Source organism: Ureibacillus yapensis, assembly GCF_003515775.1.
In the GTDB taxonomy this organism is placed as follows: Bacteria; Bacillota; Bacilli; order Bacillales_A; family Planococcaceae; genus Ureibacillus; species Ureibacillus yapensis.
The window spans coordinates 245,482-262,217 of sequence record NZ_QWEI01000004.1 but is presented as its reverse complement, the minus strand read 5'-3'; the positions used below and the strand labels follow the sequence as shown (position 1 = coordinate 262,217).

Annotated in this window: 17 protein-coding genes and 1 riboswitch; of the genes, 1 reads left to right on the top strand and 16 read right to left on the bottom strand. The window is 39.2% G+C overall.

From position 1 onward, the window contains the following. Positions 1 to 39 precede the first annotated feature (39 nt). The 12 genes from D1B33_RS10380 to sufC all read right to left on the bottom strand — a co-directional run bounded on the left by D1B33_RS10380 (position 40) and on the right by sufC (position 11,654). Complete coding sequence (locus D1B33_RS10380; RefSeq protein ID WP_233549453.1) at positions 40 to 315, bottom strand: hypothetical protein; 276 nt, start codon at positions 313 to 315, stop codon at positions 40 to 42. Between the two features lie 12 nt (positions 316 to 327). Then, complete coding sequence (locus tag D1B33_RS10375; RefSeq protein WP_118876311.1) at positions 328 to 729, bottom strand: riboflavin kinase; 402 nt, start codon at positions 727 to 729, stop codon at positions 328 to 330. Positions 730 to 1,212: 483 nt separating this feature from the next. Then, positions 1,213 to 2,346, bottom strand: coding sequence for an FMNH2-dependent alkanesulfonate monooxygenase (ssuD, locus tag D1B33_RS10370; RefSeq protein WP_118876310.1), 1,134 nt, complete (start codon positions 2,344 to 2,346; stop codon positions 1,213 to 1,215). 24 nt (positions 2,347 to 2,370) lie between these two features. Continuing rightward, positions 2,371 to 3,201 carry an ABC transporter permease gene (locus D1B33_RS10365; RefSeq protein WP_118876309.1) on the bottom strand — a complete coding sequence of 277 codons (831 nt, stop codon included), beginning with the start codon at positions 3,199 to 3,201 and terminating at the stop codon, positions 2,371 to 2,373. Positions 3,202 to 3,204: 3 nt separating this feature from the next. Beyond that, positions 3,205 to 4,197, bottom strand: a complete 993-nt coding sequence (locus D1B33_RS10360) for an aliphatic sulfonate ABC transporter substrate-binding protein (protein ID WP_118876308.1) — start codon at positions 4,195 to 4,197, stop codon at positions 3,205 to 3,207. Between the two features lie 17 nt (positions 4,198 to 4,214). Beyond that, on the bottom strand, positions 4,215 to 4,982 hold the full coding sequence (locus D1B33_RS10355; protein WP_233549452.1) for an ABC transporter ATP-binding protein: 768 nt from the start codon (positions 4,980 to 4,982) through the stop codon (positions 4,215 to 4,217). Between the two features lie 302 nt (positions 4,983 to 5,284). Then, a complete protein-coding gene (locus D1B33_RS10350; protein ID WP_118876306.1) occupies positions 5,285 to 6,268 on the bottom strand; it encodes an NAD(P)-dependent alcohol dehydrogenase in 984 nt (327 codons plus the stop codon). Positions 6,269 to 6,478: 210 nt separating this feature from the next. Next, a complete protein-coding gene (gene sufB, locus D1B33_RS10345; RefSeq protein WP_118876305.1) occupies positions 6,479 to 7,876 on the bottom strand; it encodes a Fe-S cluster assembly protein SufB in 1,398 nt (465 codons plus the stop codon). Between the two features lie 22 nt (positions 7,877 to 7,898). After that, positions 7,899 to 8,333, bottom strand: coding sequence for a Fe-S cluster assembly sulfur transfer protein SufU (gene sufU, locus D1B33_RS10340; protein WP_118876304.1), 435 nt, complete (start codon positions 8,331 to 8,333; stop codon positions 7,899 to 7,901). Then, a complete protein-coding gene (locus D1B33_RS10335) occupies positions 8,323 to 9,546 on the bottom strand; it encodes a cysteine desulfurase (protein ID WP_118876303.1) in 1,224 nt (407 codons plus the stop codon). Before D1B33_RS10335 ends, sufU begins: the two co-directional genes overlap by 11 nt. Continuing rightward, complete coding sequence (gene sufD, locus D1B33_RS10330; RefSeq protein ID WP_118876302.1) at positions 9,546 to 10,853, bottom strand: Fe-S cluster assembly protein SufD; 1,308 nt, start codon at positions 10,851 to 10,853, stop codon at positions 9,546 to 9,548. The genes D1B33_RS10335 and sufD overlap by 1 nt, the downstream gene beginning before the upstream one ends. Before the next feature lie 18 nt (positions 10,854 to 10,871). Then, the gene (gene sufC / locus D1B33_RS10325) at positions 10,872 to 11,654 is read right to left on the bottom strand and encodes a Fe-S cluster assembly ATPase SufC (RefSeq protein ID WP_118876301.1); all 783 of its coding nucleotides are present in this window, start codon (positions 11,652 to 11,654) and stop codon (positions 10,872 to 10,874) included. A 648-nt stretch (positions 11,655 to 12,302) separates the two neighbouring features. Between sufC and D1B33_RS10320 the strand changes: the two genes are divergently transcribed. Further along, complete coding sequence (locus tag D1B33_RS10320) at positions 12,303 to 13,205, top strand: glutamate biosynthesis transcriptional regulator GltC (RefSeq protein WP_118876300.1); 903 nt, start codon at positions 12,303 to 12,305, stop codon at positions 13,203 to 13,205. Positions 13,206 to 13,444: 239 nt separating this feature from the next. On the opposite strand, the gene D1B33_RS10315 is transcribed toward D1B33_RS10320, so the two are convergent. From D1B33_RS10315 to D1B33_RS10300, 4 genes are all read right to left on the bottom strand, one after another. Further along, positions 13,445 to 14,308 (bottom strand): MetQ/NlpA family ABC transporter substrate-binding protein, encoded by an 864-nt coding sequence (locus tag D1B33_RS10315; RefSeq protein WP_118876299.1) that lies wholly within the window; start codon positions 14,306 to 14,308, stop codon positions 13,445 to 13,447. A gap of 72 nt (positions 14,309 to 14,380) precedes the next feature. Next, the gene (locus D1B33_RS10310) at positions 14,381 to 15,049 is read right to left on the bottom strand and encodes a methionine ABC transporter permease (protein ID WP_118876298.1); all 669 of its coding nucleotides are present in this window, start codon (positions 15,047 to 15,049) and stop codon (positions 14,381 to 14,383) included. Then, on the bottom strand, positions 15,042 to 16,067 hold the full coding sequence (locus tag D1B33_RS10305; RefSeq protein ID WP_118876297.1) for a methionine ABC transporter ATP-binding protein: 1,026 nt from the start codon (positions 16,065 to 16,067) through the stop codon (positions 15,042 to 15,044). The genes D1B33_RS10310 and D1B33_RS10305 overlap by 8 nt, the downstream gene beginning before the upstream one ends. A gap of 163 nt (positions 16,068 to 16,230) precedes the next feature. Then, positions 16,231 to 16,336: riboswitch (SAM riboswitch) on the bottom strand. 55 nt (positions 16,337 to 16,391) lie between these two features. After that, positions 16,392 to 16,697 carry a thioredoxin family protein gene (locus D1B33_RS10300; RefSeq protein ID WP_118876296.1) on the bottom strand — a complete coding sequence of 102 codons (306 nt, stop codon included), beginning with the start codon at positions 16,695 to 16,697 and terminating at the stop codon, positions 16,392 to 16,394. Between the last annotated feature and the right edge of the window lie 39 nt (positions 16,698 to 16,736).

Here is a 16,736-nt window from a genome sequence, read left to right as displayed (position 1 = left end):
GTAGACATTTAACTTATTCTGTTAGTTGAAGCCTGAACCCTAATGCATGGGAATCTTTGCAATTATTTTATCCCAAAAATCCTCTAGTTTTTTTGATAATCCCCCAGGCCCGAATTTAGCGCTAGTTTCATCCTGCGTATGAATCGACATGAACTGTAAAATCATCTGCCTCCTATCTAAAATATTGATGACCCCATTATGATAAAACCAACTATCAATTGTATTGTAGATGCCTTTATTGATTGAAAATTGTTGTTGGCATAGTTGAGAAAATTGCAAGTCAGGTAAATGTAATACTTGACCAAATCTATCCACTCCAATTCCTCCTTACTTTGTTATTTTCCTAAACTTTTTACGAGCATAAAAGGCGTCTGCTTTTAATTGGGCTATTAAATCTTGCAAATGACTAAATTTCATTTCATTTCGAATAAAGAACTTTACTTCAATTGTTAAATATTCATCGTAGATCAACTGATTAAATTCAAGAATGTGAACTTCCACTGTTTGATGATTTCCATCATTAAACGTAGGTCTTTTTCCAACATTTAATATTCCTATATAATTACTGGAATTATGATAAATAGATACGCCATACACACCTATTTCTAATGAAAACCCGGCTAGTAAATGCAGATTGGCGGTTGGAAATCCGATTGTTCTCCCTAGCTGTTTCCCTTTCACAACCCTCCCTACTACAAGAGGATTTTTCAATTGGCTTATTGCATTCATACTAACCCTCCTTCTTAAATAAAGTCATTAGGTTCAAAGACTTTAAAAAGCTTCCATTGATCTAGTTGCCAATTTGTATATACATATTTAAGGGTTAATAACACTTCTTCAAACTAGACCAAATAATAAAATCGAGCATGATGCAATTATTTAGTATAATAATCTGTTACAAAAATTTCCCCCAAGTTTTTGTAACAAATTGAAATAAGGAAAATGAAACCTTTTATTTCCTGTAATTTCGATTGCATCATGCTCGATTTCAACTTGATTTGATTTGATTTGTCTCTCTACTAGCTCATTTTCTCGCCGCTTTTCCATTGAGAAAAAAGAAAGAGGCCCTTACCAAGATAAGGAACCTCTAGTCATCTAGTGGGTTTACACTATTAATATAAAAGGATTATTTCACTAGTATCGCATAAGTGAAAAACGATAATCTTTCTAGAAGTGCTAATAAACTAGCTATTGTTTATTATTACCTACACTTTAAGATTTAACTAAATCGGATGGACGGTGTTCGGTACCAATTATTTCACCCAATGAAACTTTACTATCTAATTCCACTTGTTGATTGTAATTAATTAATGGGAAAACAAGTTCCGCAAAGCGATATGATTCTTCCAAGTGTGGATAGCCTGATAACACGAATGATTCTATTCCAATTTCTTGGTATTCACGAATACGTTTTGCTACCGTTTCTGCACTGCCAACAAGAGCTGTTCCTGCACCACGACGAACTAAACCAACACCTGCCCATAGATTCGGACTAATTTCCAGTTTATTTCGATCTCCTTTATGAAGTGATGCCATATTTTTTTGACCCACGGAATCGAAACGACTAAACACTTCCTGTGCTTTTTTTATTGCCTCATCATCAACATACTTGATTAACTCTTCCGCTGCCTTCCAAGCTTCTTCATCGGTTTCGCGCACAATAACGTGTAAACGGATCCCAAATTTCACCTCTCGCCCTTCTTTGGCAGCAGCGTCACGAACCTTTTTAATTTTTTGTTTTACGTCTTCTATCGGTTCACCCCATGTTAAATATACGTCTGAATGTTTTCCTGCTACTGCGATTCCGGCATCGGAAGAGCCGCCAAAGTAAATTGGGGGATGAGGTTTTTGCACTCCAGGATAGAGAAGTTCTCCACCTTTCACCGCTAAATATTTACCTTCATAATCTACTTTTTCACCAGCTAATAATTTGCGCCAAATATTTAAAAATTCGTCGGTTTCTTCATAGCGTTCATCATGTGAAGCAAATATGCCCTCTCCTTCAAGTTCTACTGGGTCTCCACCTGCAACAACATTGATTAAAAGTCTTCCTTGGGATATTTCATCGAGTGTTGCAGCCATCCGTGCAGCAACTGTTGGTTTTGTAATTCCTGGACGCACAGCAATTAAAAATTTCAATTTCGATGTATGGGTTGCAAGGGCTGAAGCAGCCACCCAGGGATCTATGCAAGATTTCCCTGTTGGTATTAAGACTCCTTCATAACCCAATTGATCGGCAGCTTGTGCAACTTGTTTTAAATAAGCAAAATTTGTTTCGCGACCACCCTTTGCAGTTCCTAAATATCGACCATCACCATGCGTTGGAATAAACCATAAAATTTCCATTCAACTCACTCCTGTATATTAAGATTAATTAACTCCATCAAAACTGTTTCGCCATTTTAATAATCGTTTTTCTAATATTTTCACAAACGAATCTGTCAACTTACCAACAATTCCGAAAATTATAATCCCAACAAACACTTTTTCAGTTTGCGAGAATTGACGGGCATCCATGATCATGTATCCTACTCCAGAGCTAGAACCCATTAACTCTGCAACTACTAAACTTAGCCAAGCCGCACCCAATGATAAACGAATACCCAATAAAATAGAACTCAAGGATGCAGGGAAAATAAGCCGAGTTAATTGCTTTCCTTTACTAAACTCCAATACTCTTGCTACATCAAATAATTTTGCATCTACTGACCGTATACCGTTAAATGTGTTCACATATATCGGGAAGAAGGAAGCAAATGCGATGAGTAATATCTTTGATAATTCATCAAATCCAAACCATAAAATGAAGAGCGGCGTTACAGCTAAATTTGGTATAGTCCGCAATATTTGCATCGTCGGATCAATATAACCTTCCGACCTCTTTGAAAACCCTACAATTAAGCCAAGTGTTAAACCAATTCCGGCACCAAGCAGAAACCCACAAAGTGCACGAAGGATACTGATTTTCAAGTGTCCAAATATTTCACCACTTAGCGTTAGAGAGATAAATGATTGAACAATTAGCAGGGGGCTCGGCAACACGGTTTCTGATACGAAGCCTAATCCTGCAATCAGCTGCCATACTGCAATCACAACAGCTGGCAGTACAAATCCCTTTAGCCAAAGTGGAGGCTTTCTTTTACGTTTTTCTATAATAGGGTCAACATTTGAATAAGCTATTTGTTGCGCATCCACTTTCATCGGCTATTCTCCTTTCTGTAATTTTTCGGCAAACTCATTGTCATACGCTTTTGAAGTATCAATTGATTTCTCAATCGCACCAAGTTCGAATAATAAATCTGCAACTTTTTGCTGGCCTGCATTAAATTCATCCGTTATGGGGGAAACAAAGTAATTTGTATTATTAAGCACACTTTCCACAACTTCCGGCTCTAGTTCACGAGCTTTCGAGAAAAATTCAATTGCTTCTTCTTTATTGTCTGTCCGCCATTCTGCCGCACGAGCATATACCTCCAAGAATGTACTTACAAATTCAGGATGTTCATCTATAATTCCTTGGCGGGCAACAGCAAAAGAAGGTGAGGAAAGATTCATCTCTTTACCGTTGATCAGTATTTCCGCATCATTGCGAATCGTTTGAATCGAGATAAACGGTTCCCAAATACTCCACGCATCAACTGAACCATTTTCAAAGGCCGGTGTTGCTTCATCAGGCTGTAATTGAATGATTTCCACTTCACTTGGATCAATATTGTATTTTTTCAATACTTGATATAAGAAACCAAATGCGCTGCTTCCTTTTGCAACTGCAATTTTCTTTCCTTTTAAATCTTCGACCGTCTTAATGCCACTGTCCCCATTAACAAGAATTGCATTGGCTAACATGCCATCCGCAGTTACGGCAATTTCTTTAAATGGTACATCTGCTGCCTGACCGCCAATTACCGGGGTATTCCCCACATCTGTGAAATCGAGTTTGCCTGCTGCAATTCCTTCAAACTGCGGGGGACCACTTTGGAACTCCACCCACTCCACTTCTACACCTAATTCCTTGAATGCTTCTTCAAACCAACCGTTTTCCTTTGCAATCCATAGTGGACTCAATGATTGTTGAATACCAATTCTTACAGTACTCTGAGAACCTTCATTTCCCTCGGCATTGCTTGAACATCCTGCTAATACAACTAGCAATCCAAGCAAAACCAAAGCACTAAATAATCGAAATCGTAATTTCATAACGTTTCCTCCTCTAATCAAATGCCTTCTCCGTCCTTATAGCTTTCTGTATCCGTTTTTTCGAATTCCTTCAAAACTTTTTGTCTAATAGCTTGGAAGGATGGGTCTGTTCGGCTTCTTGGATAAGAAAGCCCAACATGCACCAATTTTTGCAGCTCCCCTGGATTTGCTCTTAGAATGGCAATATCAGTTCCCAAATAAATAGATTCATCAATATCATGCGTCACTAGCACCATCGTAATTTTTTTCTTCTGCCAAATATCGATAAGTACATCTTGTAGATGCTGCCTAGTAAATGCATCCAGGGCACCGAATGGCTCATCTAGCAATAACACTTCAGGATCACGAATGAGCGCTCTTGCAATCGCTACCCTTTGAGACATCCCACCTGAAATTTCACTTGGAAATGCCTTCTCATAGCCTTTCAATCGAACAATTTCAATCATGTCATCCACTTTTTGTCTGACGGCTGGGTCCTTTAAATTCAGATCAGCCGCTATATTTTGTTCCACTGTCAACCAGGGAAACAGTCGATGTTCCTGAAAGATGAATCCTTGGGCAATGGCTGGCTTTTCTACTATTCTGCCATTGATATCTATTACTCCTTTGTATTCTGTATCAAGCCCTGCCATTATTTTTAATAAAGTGCTTTTTCCACATCCACTTGGACCAATAATTGTAAGAAAATCTCCTTCTTCTATCCTCAAATCAATACCATTCAATACAATATTTTTTGTTGTTTCCATATGGAATGACTTTTCGACAATTTGAATATCTACAGCCAAGTTCATACCTCCCTAACGTATTTTTATTTTTACTATTCCAACTGAAATAGTGGGTTTAAATTATAAAAAATTTTTACTGTAATTTCTAATCGACTTTAAAAGTCTTGAGAAAACAGAAAGAGGTCCCTTATGATGATAAGGAACCTCTAGTCGTCTAGTCGGTTAACATGTTATTGATTTGGTTTGTTTATTTATATTCATTATATTAGTTCATTGAATTTTTAATGTCAACTAATTTTATAAGAATTATAAGAATTTTCTAATTTACTTTTAAATAACCCCATAAAATAATGCATTTTATTTTAGTTGTTGTCATTTTCCACATTTATAACCACATTACCCTTCTTGTGTCCTTTCTCGACATATTTATGAGCTTCCACAATCTCATCAAATGAATAATACTTATCAATGACCACCTTTAACTTCCCCATCTCAACAAGTTCTTTAAGGAAGTTTAATGCTTCTGGAGTTTCAGGTGGATTTCGGCTCAATAACAGCTTCTTGCTACTCGTCAATTTTGTCCATAGCATTTGAACACTTGGTAGTGGTTCAGTAACATTTATATAGGTACCGTTGTTCTTCAGCAATTTCATACAAGCTAAAAAGGAACTCTTGTTTACCGCTTCAAAGATGACATCATAGAGTTGATCGGTATTAGAAAAATCCTCTGCTGTATAATCAATTACTTTGTCAGCTCCCAAAGACTTTACTAATGCCAAATTTGTGGTACTGCAGACCCCTGTAACGTTTGCTCCAAAATATTTAGCAATTTGAACTGCATAACTTCCTACACTTCCTGAAGCCCCATAGACTAAAACCGATTGACCGCTCTTTATGCCAGCTTTTCTAAGAAAATATAATGCTGTACGAGCTCCAATTGGTATGGCGGCAGCTTCTCCATAAGTTAGATTTGAAGGCTTAATAGCTACAGGTCCATCTTCCTCCAAGCACTTATATTCAGCATAAGCACCAAATCCAGTCAAGGACGCTGCGAAAACTTGATCTCCTTTCTTAAACCTTGTTACATTTTTTCCAACTAACTCTACTTCTCCAGCTAACTCCATCCCTAAAATCCCTTTTTTTGGTTGTCTCAAACCAAGTGTTATACGTGCAGGTAGCCAAAAAGCCGGTGGAACAGAAAACTTTCGTGCCCGAATATCAGCTACTGTTACTGTCGTGGCTTTTACTTTAACTAAGATTTCATTTTCTTTTGGAATGGGTTTCTCTACATGTTTCACTTTAAGAACATCCGGGGGACCATATCTTGTGTACACAATGGCTTTCAATTATACACCTCAAATTCATTTTACTCCTTTATATTATTCGAGAAATACGAATCAATAGACCTATCGTTCAAATCTGTACAACAATCATGATGTTTTGCTTCAGTTTAAAAACTTCTTGTATTTAAATTATTAAAAAAAGAAGAAGATGAACTTAAAAAGTTCATCTCCTTCTCTAAATTAAACATAGATATATTAAGGCTTATAACGATTTTAACCGATACTGCCTTCCATCTCAAACTTGATCAGACGGTTCATTTCTACTGCATATTCCATTGGCAATTCTTTCGTGAATGGCTCGATGAAGCCCATTACGATCATTTCTGTTGCTTCTTGTTCAGAAACACCACGGCTCATTAGGTAGAATAGTTGTTCTTCGGATACTTTTGATACTTTTGCTTCGTGTTCCAGTGATACGTTATCGTTTAAGATTTCGTTGTATGGAATTGTATCTGAAGTAGATTGGTTATCCATAATCAATGTATCACATTCGATGTTTGAACGAGCACCTGTTGCTTTTTTACCGAAACGAACAATTCCGCGGTAAGTTACTTTCCCGCCTTGTTTCGAAATCGATTTCGAAACGATTGTCGAAGATGTATTTGGTGCCAAGTGAATCATTTTTGCACCCGCATCTTGGTGTTGCCCTTTACCTGCAATGGCAATGGAAAGTGTCAAACCACGCGCACCTTCACCTTTTAAGATACATGCAGGGTATTTCATCGTTAATTTGGAACCGATGTTGCCATCAATCCATTCCATTGTACCGTTTTCTTCAACAACTGTACGTTTTGTAACCAAGTTATAAACGTTGTTTGCCCAGTTTTGAATCGTTGTGTAACGGCAATAAGCATCTTTTTTAACGATAATCTCAACGACAGCAGAGTGTAGTGAGTTTGTTGTATAAACAGGAGCTGTACATCCTTCGACATAGTGGACACTTGCGCCTTCATCCACGATGATCAGCGTACGCTCGAATTGACCCATGTTTTCAGAGTTGATACGGAAATACGCTTGAAGCGGTGTCTCCAATTTTACGCCAGGCGGTACGTAGATGAATGATCCACCAGACCAAACTGCCGAGTTAAGAGCAGCAAATTTGTTGTCTGAAGATGGAATAACGGTACCCCAATATTGTTTGAAAATATCTTCATTTTCACGTAAAGCAGAATCTGTATCCTTGAACACGATTCCTAGATCTTCAAGATCTTTTTTCATATTGTGGTATACTACTTCAGATTCGTATTGGGCAGATACACCTGCCAAGTATTTTTGTTCCGCTTCAGGGATTCCCAATTTATCGAAAGTTGCTTTGATTTCATCAGGCACTTCATCCCATGATTTTTGAGTTGCTTCAGATGGTTTTACATAATAAGTAATTTCATCGAAGTTTAAAGCGGAAAGGTCGCCACCCCATTGCGGCATTGGCTTTGAGTAGAAAATTTCCAACGCTTTTAAGCGATAGTCCAACATCCACTCGGGTTCGTTTTTCATAGTTGAAATTTCACGGACAATATCTTCAGTTAATCCACGTTTTGAACGGAAAACTGATACGTCCTTGTCATGGAAGCCGTATTTGTAATCGCCGATATCTGGCATTTGTTTAGCCATTGTTTCTCCTCCGTTCAAACAATTATTTTTGTTCGTTTACGCCTTTTTCCATTGCTTTCCAAGCCAATGTTGCGCATTTAATACGTGCCGGGAACTTCGAAACACCTTGCAGTGCCTCAACATCTCCCAAATCATATTTATCGCCATAGTCTTCACCCAGCATCATTTTCGAGAAAATTTCTGCCAGCTCGAGTGCTTCTTCTGCTTTCTTTCCTTTAATGACTTCTGTCATCATCGATGCAGAAGACATGGAAATCGAGCAGCCTTCACCATCAAATTTAGCATCTTCGACTACACCATCGTTAATTTTCAATGTTAAATGAATTCGGTCGCCGCATGTTGGGTTATTCATATCGATTGTAACACTGTCACCCTCAAGCGAACCTTTGTTGCGCGGTTTTTTATAATGATCCATAATGACTGAGCGGTAGAGTTGATCTAAATTATTAAAAGACATCGTTAAAATACTCCTTCGCTTGGCGCAATCCTGCAACAAGAACATCAATATCTTCTTTTGTATTATAGATATAGAAGCTTGCTCTTGCCGTTGCAGTACATGTTAACCATTTCATTAGTGGCTGAGCACAGTGATGGCCTGCACGGACAGCAATTCCGTTCATATCCAGAACTGTTGCCAAATCATGTGGATGCACTCCATCAATATTGAACGTAATCAATCCGCAGCGTTTTTCCGGATCACGTGGTCCATAAATAGAAAGACCCTCGATTTTTTCCATTTCATTTAGAGCATATTCTACTAGACTATGCTCATGTTCCGCAATTTTATCCATGCCGATTTCGGTAAGGAAATCAATTGCGGCGCCCAAGCCGATCGCCCCTGCAATATTTGGTGTACCGCCCTCGAACTTCCAAGGCAATTCCTTCCAGGTAGATTCGTATAAATCTACAAAGTCGATCATTTCTCCACCAAATTCAATGGGTTCCATGTTCTCTAAAAGCGCCTGTTTACCATATAGTACCCCAATACCTGTTGGTCCGCACATTTTATGACCCGAGAATGCCAGGAAATCGCAATCCAAATCTTGTACATCAATCTTCATGTGAGGTGCCGCTTGTGCAGCATCCACCACAATCACTGCTCCTGCCTCATGTGCAATTTCAGCAATTTCTTTAATTGGATTAATCGTCCCAAGTACATTGGATGCCATCGTAATAGCAACAATTTTCGTTTTATCCGTAATTGTATTACGAACTGTTTCCAACGTAATAGTACCATCTTGTTCAAGATCGAAATACTTTAAGACTGCACCTTTTTCTTTCGCAAGCTGTTGCCATGGAATCAAGTTTGAATGGTGTTCCATGTAGGAGATGACAATTTCATCCCCTTCATTTATATTCATCCGGCCATAGCCTGTAGCAATTGTGTTTAGAGAAGTTGTTGTACCGCGAGTGTAAATAATTTCTTTCGTGGACTTCGCATTGATGAACTTGCGGATTTTTTCGCGCGCTCCTTCATACGAGTCCGTTGCACGATTGCCAAGTGTATGCACACCGCGGTGCACGTTGGAATTATCCAATTCATAATAGCTTTTGATTGCTTCCAAAACTGAGATTGGTTTTTGGGATGTAGCTGCACTATCAAGATAAACGAGCGGATGCCCGTTTACTTCTTGATTTAGTACAGGAAATTGTTTACGAATTTCATTCATTAGCGAACTTTCCCTTCAATGACTTTCGTCAATTGATTTTTTACGCTTTCAATTGGAAGATTTTGTACAACAGGAGCAAGGAAACCATGAATGACAAGACGCTCTGCTTCTGCTTTTGAAATACCACGGCTCATTAAATAATAAAGTTGAAGTGGATCCACGCGTCCTACAGAGGCTGCGTGTCCTGCCATTACATCATCTTCGTCAATTAAAAGCATCGGATTTGCATCTCCGCGTGCTTGTTCAGAAAGCATCAATACACGGGATTCTTGTTGTGCATTTGACTTAGTTGCACCATGTTCGATTTTGCCGATGCCGTTGAAAATCGTTTGGGCAGCATCTTTCATAACACCGTGTTTTAAGATATAACCTTCCGAGTTTTTGCCCCAGTGGCGAACTTCAGTTGTAAAGTTTTGCTTTTGTTCCCCGCGTCCAACTACAACTGTCTTCGTATTTGCCAAAGAACCATCACCAATCAGGTGCGTAATGTTTTCGGAAATTGTATCAGAATCATTCATTAACCCTAATGCCCAGTCGATTTTCCCATCGCGTTTAATAGAACCGCGGCGGTTTACGTAAGTTGTAAATCCTTTTGCAAGAACATCAACCGCTCCGAACGTTACTTTTGCGTTGTCCAATACAATAACTTCTTCGATTAAGTTAGCTTGTCCTTTTGCTTCCTCAACAGTTGAAACATACGTTTCTACATATGTTACATCAGAGTTGCGGTCAGCAACCACTAATACATGGTTGAATAATGAAGCATCTGGATTGTCGTTCAAGAAGACAACTTGCAATGGTTTTTCAACCACGACATTTTGTGGCACGTATACAAAAACACCGCCGTTAACCAATGCTGCATGGTAAGCAGTCAATTTGTGCTCATCCACTTTCACGGCATCTGTCATAAAGTATTTTTGCACCAATTCACCGTGTTCACGTACCGCAGTTAAAATGTCCGTGAAAATAACACCCTGTGCTTTCAAATCTTCAGAAATTTTAAGGAAAGCAGGTGTGTTGTTGCGTTGAATATAAAGGTTTTCTTGGCCTTCAATATCGATAATTTCTTTTACTTCTGCAGAAAGATCTTCCAAAGAGTTGAATGGAGCACTTTCCACTGTATGTTGCGGGAACTCCGTAAAGTTCCACTTTGTAATGTTTGTTTTATCAGGCGTTGGCATAGGAAGCTCGGCTGCCTTTGCAATTGCAGCTGCACGCAATGAAGCAAACCATGCTGGTTCGTTGTTGCTTTCCGAGAACGAGTTCACTTCTGTAGCTGATAACGCCAATTTTGTTTCAACTGTCATGCTGATTCGTCCCCCTCTTTATGCTTCTTCTGTTACCGCGTCTGTATCTTCGATTCCCAATTCTTTTTTGATCCAGTCATAACCTTCTGCTTCCAGGCGTTGAGCCAATTCCGGACCACCAGATTTTACAACGCGGCCTTGCATCATCACGTGGACATGATCAGGCGTAATGTAGTTCAGCAAACGTTGGTAGTGAGTGATTGCGATACATCCGAATCCTTCCCCGCGCATTTCGTTGATTCCTTTTGCAACAACTTTCAATGCATCGATATCTAGACCTGAGTCAATTTCATCCAAAATCGCAAATTTAGGCTTAATCATCATTAATTGAAGAATTTCGTTGCGTTTCTTCTCACCGCCAGAGAACCCTTCGTTCAAGTAGCGTTGAGCCATATCTTGGTCCATTTCCAGGAAGTCCATTGTTTTATCCAATTCGCGGATGAATTTCATTAATGAAATTTCATCGCCTTCTTCACGGCGTGCATTAATTGCCGAACGGATAAAATCAGCGTTTGTTACGCCGGAAATTTCGGAAGGATATTGCATAGCCAGGAAAAGACCCGCTTTAGCACGCTCATCAACTTCCATTTCAAGCACATTCTCACCATCTATTTCAATTGTACCTTGAGTAACTTCATATTTAGGGTGACCCATAATTGCAGATGCCAATGTCGATTTACCTGTACCGTTTGGACCCATGATTGCGTGTACTTCGTTTGTATTGATTGTAAGGTTTAGACCTTTTAAAATCTCCTTATCTTCAATGGATACGTGAAGATCTTTAATTACTAAAGTTGACATTCCATTACCTCCGTCGTTTGTGCGTTGAATGGTAAACCCATTTCTAATTTATTATCATTCTAATCTTAACCCAAATGTTCATGCCTTGCAAAAGATTTATTTTACAAACACTTTATTTGGTCTAAAACCATTAAAATATTGGAGTTTTTGATGCTTCATTCGTTTTGCAGGAAAGTAAGATAGCGAAAAATTGGAAAACCAACATTTTCAATGAATGCATTTTAATTGAGAATTCATTTCACTATTGTGATAGGGGAAATAATTTCAACTATGCAGCGGATTCTTCAAATTAGTTTGCGAATCCTCATCAGCTTCTTATACATTCACAGAAACAATTATATTAGAAAAATTTCCTCTTCTCATAAATAAAAGAGTGATTTTCGAGTGCTGACCATATACTCGAAAATTACATTACGTTTTTACAATCACATCGGGAGCCAAAAAATTGGACGATGTTGCAACATTCTTTAATTGCCAAACAACCAAGCTTTGACCTCTACTTGCATGAAAATGATGAAAAGTCATAAATATACTCCCCTGACTATCTCATTAATAACTTATTTACATTTTAGGGCTTATAAAATAATATTAATGATATATAGTTTTTGGTGGAATTTATCTAATAATTCGATGAATGGAGTGAAAAGTTTGGAACTACGTCAATTGCGATATTTTGTGGAAGTAGCGGAAAGAGAACATATTTCAGAGGCAGCCGAACATCTTCATGTCGCCCAGTCCGCGGTCAGCCGACAAATTTCAAACCTGGAAGAAGAACTTGGTACAGCGCTTTTCGAACGAGTGGGCCGAAATGTAAAGCTAACGCAAATCGGTAAAACCTTTTTGGAACACAGTGTTGCTGCATTGAAGGCAATTGATTTTGCCGTCAAACAAGTGGAAGAATATTTGGATCCCGCCAAAGGAACCATCAAGATCGGCTTTCCCACAAGTCTTGCTAGCTACGTTTTGCCAACGGTTATTTCCGCTTTTAAAAAACAGTACCCGAATGTACAATTTCACCTTAGACAAGGTTCGTATCGTTATTTAATAGAGGCGGTCAAAAATCGAGAGTTAAACCTGGCTTTTTTAGGTCCAGTTCCACCAAATGACGAAAGTATACATACCAGCATATTGTTTAGCGAAAAAGTCCATGCTTTGCTTCCTGCCAACCATCCCTTGGCAAATCTTGAAAGAATTAACTTGAGTGATTTACGTAAAGAGAATTTCGTTCTTTTCCCGGAAGGATATATTTTAAATAAAGTGGCGGTTGACGCGTGCAAAGCTGCGGGCTTTGTTCCGAATGTCACAACGGTTGGGGAAGATATGGATGCACTGAAGGGGTTAGTGGCCGCTGGAATCGGCGTTACCTTGCTTCCTGAAAGTTCCCTCTATGACTCTACACCTCGGTTGACAGTGAAAATGGCGGTCGAAAATCCGGCAATTACGAGAACCGTTGGCGTCATTTATCCAACCAACAGGGAACTCGGCCCATCGGAACAAGTCTTTTTGAAATTTATTGATTCGTTCTTTTCACGGTTGAACCAGTTTTTATAGAATGCGGAAATCCCAGTCGTACGGTACGGCTGGGCGTTTTTTTCTCTATGTATTTTTTTAAGCGCTTTTGCGACGCAATCCTTCTCTCAAAAGCCTTTCATCCCACTTGTGAAGCGCTTTTCCCTCATACTCTTTCTCCCAAAAGCCCTTCATCTCACATTCAAATTAAGAACCAGTATCTCTAATTAGAAAAATCCACAAAAAAACGGCAAGGAAAAAATCCTCACCGTTTTTGAAAATTATTCGTTTACAGGTACGACTGCGCCGCCCCACTCATCTATGATGAATTGTTGGATTTCATCAGAGTGCAGTACTTCTACTAGGCGTTTGATCGCAGGGTTGTCTTTATCTTCAGCACGAACTGCGATTACGTTCACATATGGAGATTCTGAACCTTCAATTGCAATTGAATCTTCAATTGGATTGATACCGGCATCGATTGCGAAGTTGGAGTTGATTACAACTGCATCGCCTTCGCCTTCTTCATAGTAAGTTACCAGCATTTCCGGAGCTGAGCTATCATCGATTACCAAGTTTTTAGAGTTTTCTACGATATCTTTTACTGTTGCAGCTGTTTTATCAATTCCGTCTGCTAATTTGATTAAACCTTGTGTTTCAAGAAACGCTAAAATACGGCCTTGGTCAGTTACTGAGTTCGAGATGATGATTGTTGCGCCATCTGGAAGTTCGTCTAGAGATTTATAATCTTGTGAATAGACGCCAATTGGTTCAATGTGAATTCCGCCAGCATTTACGAAATCGTATCCTTTTTCAGCGATTTCGTTTTCAAGATACGGAATGTGCTGGAAATAGTTAGCATCAAGATCACCAGAATCCAAGTCTTGGTTAGGCATTACATAATCTTGATAAGGAACGACTTCTAATTCGATTCCTTCTTCAGCCAAAATCGGTTTTGCTTGTTCAAGGATTAAATCATGCAATCCGTTAGATGCACCAACTTTTAATGCAGTTTGTTCTGTAGTAGCCTCTTCGTTGGCAGCATTATCGTTTGTTGCGGTATTTGTTTCTTCCTCAGCTTTGCCGCATGCCGCCAAAGCAAGAACAACCACTGATAAAAGCAAGAATGATAATAATTTCTTCATGTTCTTGTTCCCCTTTTCTCCTGTTTCGTTTATATGTGAACGGATAGACCGTAGCCACCTTTTGAAAAATCGTTAGCGTTTATCTGTTCTAGCTGTAATGAAATCTCCGATAAACTGAATAATAAATACAATGATCAAAATAATAATTGTAGCCATTAACGTAACATCTTCACGGCTGCGCTGGAATCCATCGATAAACGCCAAGTTTCCTAAACCACCAGCACCGATAATTCCCGCCATTGCCGTATAGCCCACTAAAGTAACAGCCGTTACAGTAATACCCGAAAGCAGTGCCGGCATGGATTCCGGAATTAACACCTTCCAAATAATCGTGGACGTTTTGGCTCCCATCGAGCGCGCTGCTTCAATTACACCTTTATCAATTTCTCTTAATGCAATTAATACCATTCGCGCATAGAATGGTGCAGCACCAATGATTAATGCCGGCAAAGCTGCATCAACACCACGGATTGTTCCAAGCAAGAACTTTGTAAACGGTATTAATAGAATAATCAATACGATAAAAGGAATCGAGCGGAAGATATTGACCACCGAACTCGTAATAAAATTCGCTATCTTATTTGCCCAAATTTGATGAGGGCTTGTCAAAAACAAGATGATTCCTATCAATAAACCTAAAACAAATGTTGCAACGGTAGAGATGGCCGTCATGTACAATGTATCGTAAGTAGCTTGCCACATGTCCTGCCAATCTACATTCGGAAATAATTGATTAAGCATGTTCAATCACCTCCGTTTGAATATCTAAAGATGTTAATAGATTCAGTGCTTGTTGGACATTTTCTTGTTCTCCATCAATTTGAACAATTAATGTTCCATAAGGACCGCTTGTCGTTTGCGAAATATTGCCGTGCACAATATTGACATCAACATTAAATTGCTTAATTAATTGCGACATAATCGGTTGTTCTGTATTATTCCCTACAAAGGTCACTTTAACAATTTTCCCTGTTGGATAATTCACCAAAATCTGCTCGATGGACTCCTTCGATTCCTTTGCGCCGGAAACTTGCATCACGAAATTCTTTGTGATGGCCGCTTGCGGATTCTGGAACACTTGCAATACCTCGCCTGACTCCACAACTTGTCCAGCCTCCATTACTGCAACGCGATGGCAGATTTTGCGGATTACGTGCATTTCATGGGTAATTAAGACAATTGTCAGACCAAGCCGTTTGTTGATATCCAGCAATAACTCGAGAATGGAATCTGTTGTTTCCGGATCGAGCGCACTTGTTGCTTCATCGCAAAGCAGTACTTCCGGATTGTTTGCCAATGCTCTTGCGATTCCGACACGTTGTTTTTGGCCACCCGAAAGTTGGGATGGATAAGCCAGGTCGCGACCGCTTAACCCAACCAGATCAATCAACTCTTTTACCCGTTGCTCACGTTCACTTTTTGGAACGCCTGCAATTTCCAATGGAAACGCAATATTGTCCGCTACTGTTCGTGACCATAGTAGATTGAAATGCTGGAAAATCATGCTGATTTTTTGCCGAGCTTGACGGAGCTTGTTGCCGGAAATCGAGGATATTTCCTGCCCATTTACATTTACTGTTCCTGTTGTCGGTTTCTCTAACCCATTTAACAGGCGAATCATGGTACTTTTTCCGGCACCGCTATATCCAATAATTCCGAAAATTTCCCCTTGATGTATGGAGAGATTGACGTCTTTAACTGCCGTTATTTCACCGTTTTTTGTTTTATATATTTTTGATATATTCTTTAATTCAATCATATGAACTCCTTTACTATTTGCTTTTTGCGAGTCTCGTGATGTAGTTTATAGTACAATACGGCTGTCAATCGAAGCTTATCGCCACTTTCATGCAAATAAAGAAACCCTTCTACAAGACAAGTAGAAGGGAACGTAATCATTGTTTATGGTATACGCAACCGCTCTCTTATCTTTCAAAGCATCCACTTCGAGTGATTTGGCACCTTTTCACATGTTGTGATGGTTGCCGGGTTTCATAGGGCACTTCCCTCCACCGCTCTTTATAAGAGTTACGATATTCAGTTAACATTATGTGAGTAACTTTAACATGTTAGCAAAAGACAGTCAACTACTTTTTTTCAACTTATCGTATAGGAATGGTACAGATTGGAAAGCATAGATTTTTTCGACTTCTCCCTTGTTGCTAATCAGCAAACACGGAACACTTTCCACTTTATATTCCATAGCGAGGTTTTCCAAGTAATTGATATTCGCTTTTCCCAACGGAAGCTCCGGAAGCATCGTTTCAACAACTTCCAACATTTTCGTTGCCACCGCACAAGTGCCGCACATCGGTGTATATAAATAAAAAGCGGCGATTGAGTTTTCATTTTGCTGGTGTTCCCAGTCTTCCTTAGTCCATTCTTTCATGGCAATCCATCCTATATAGTATAATCTTAGAACAAGCGA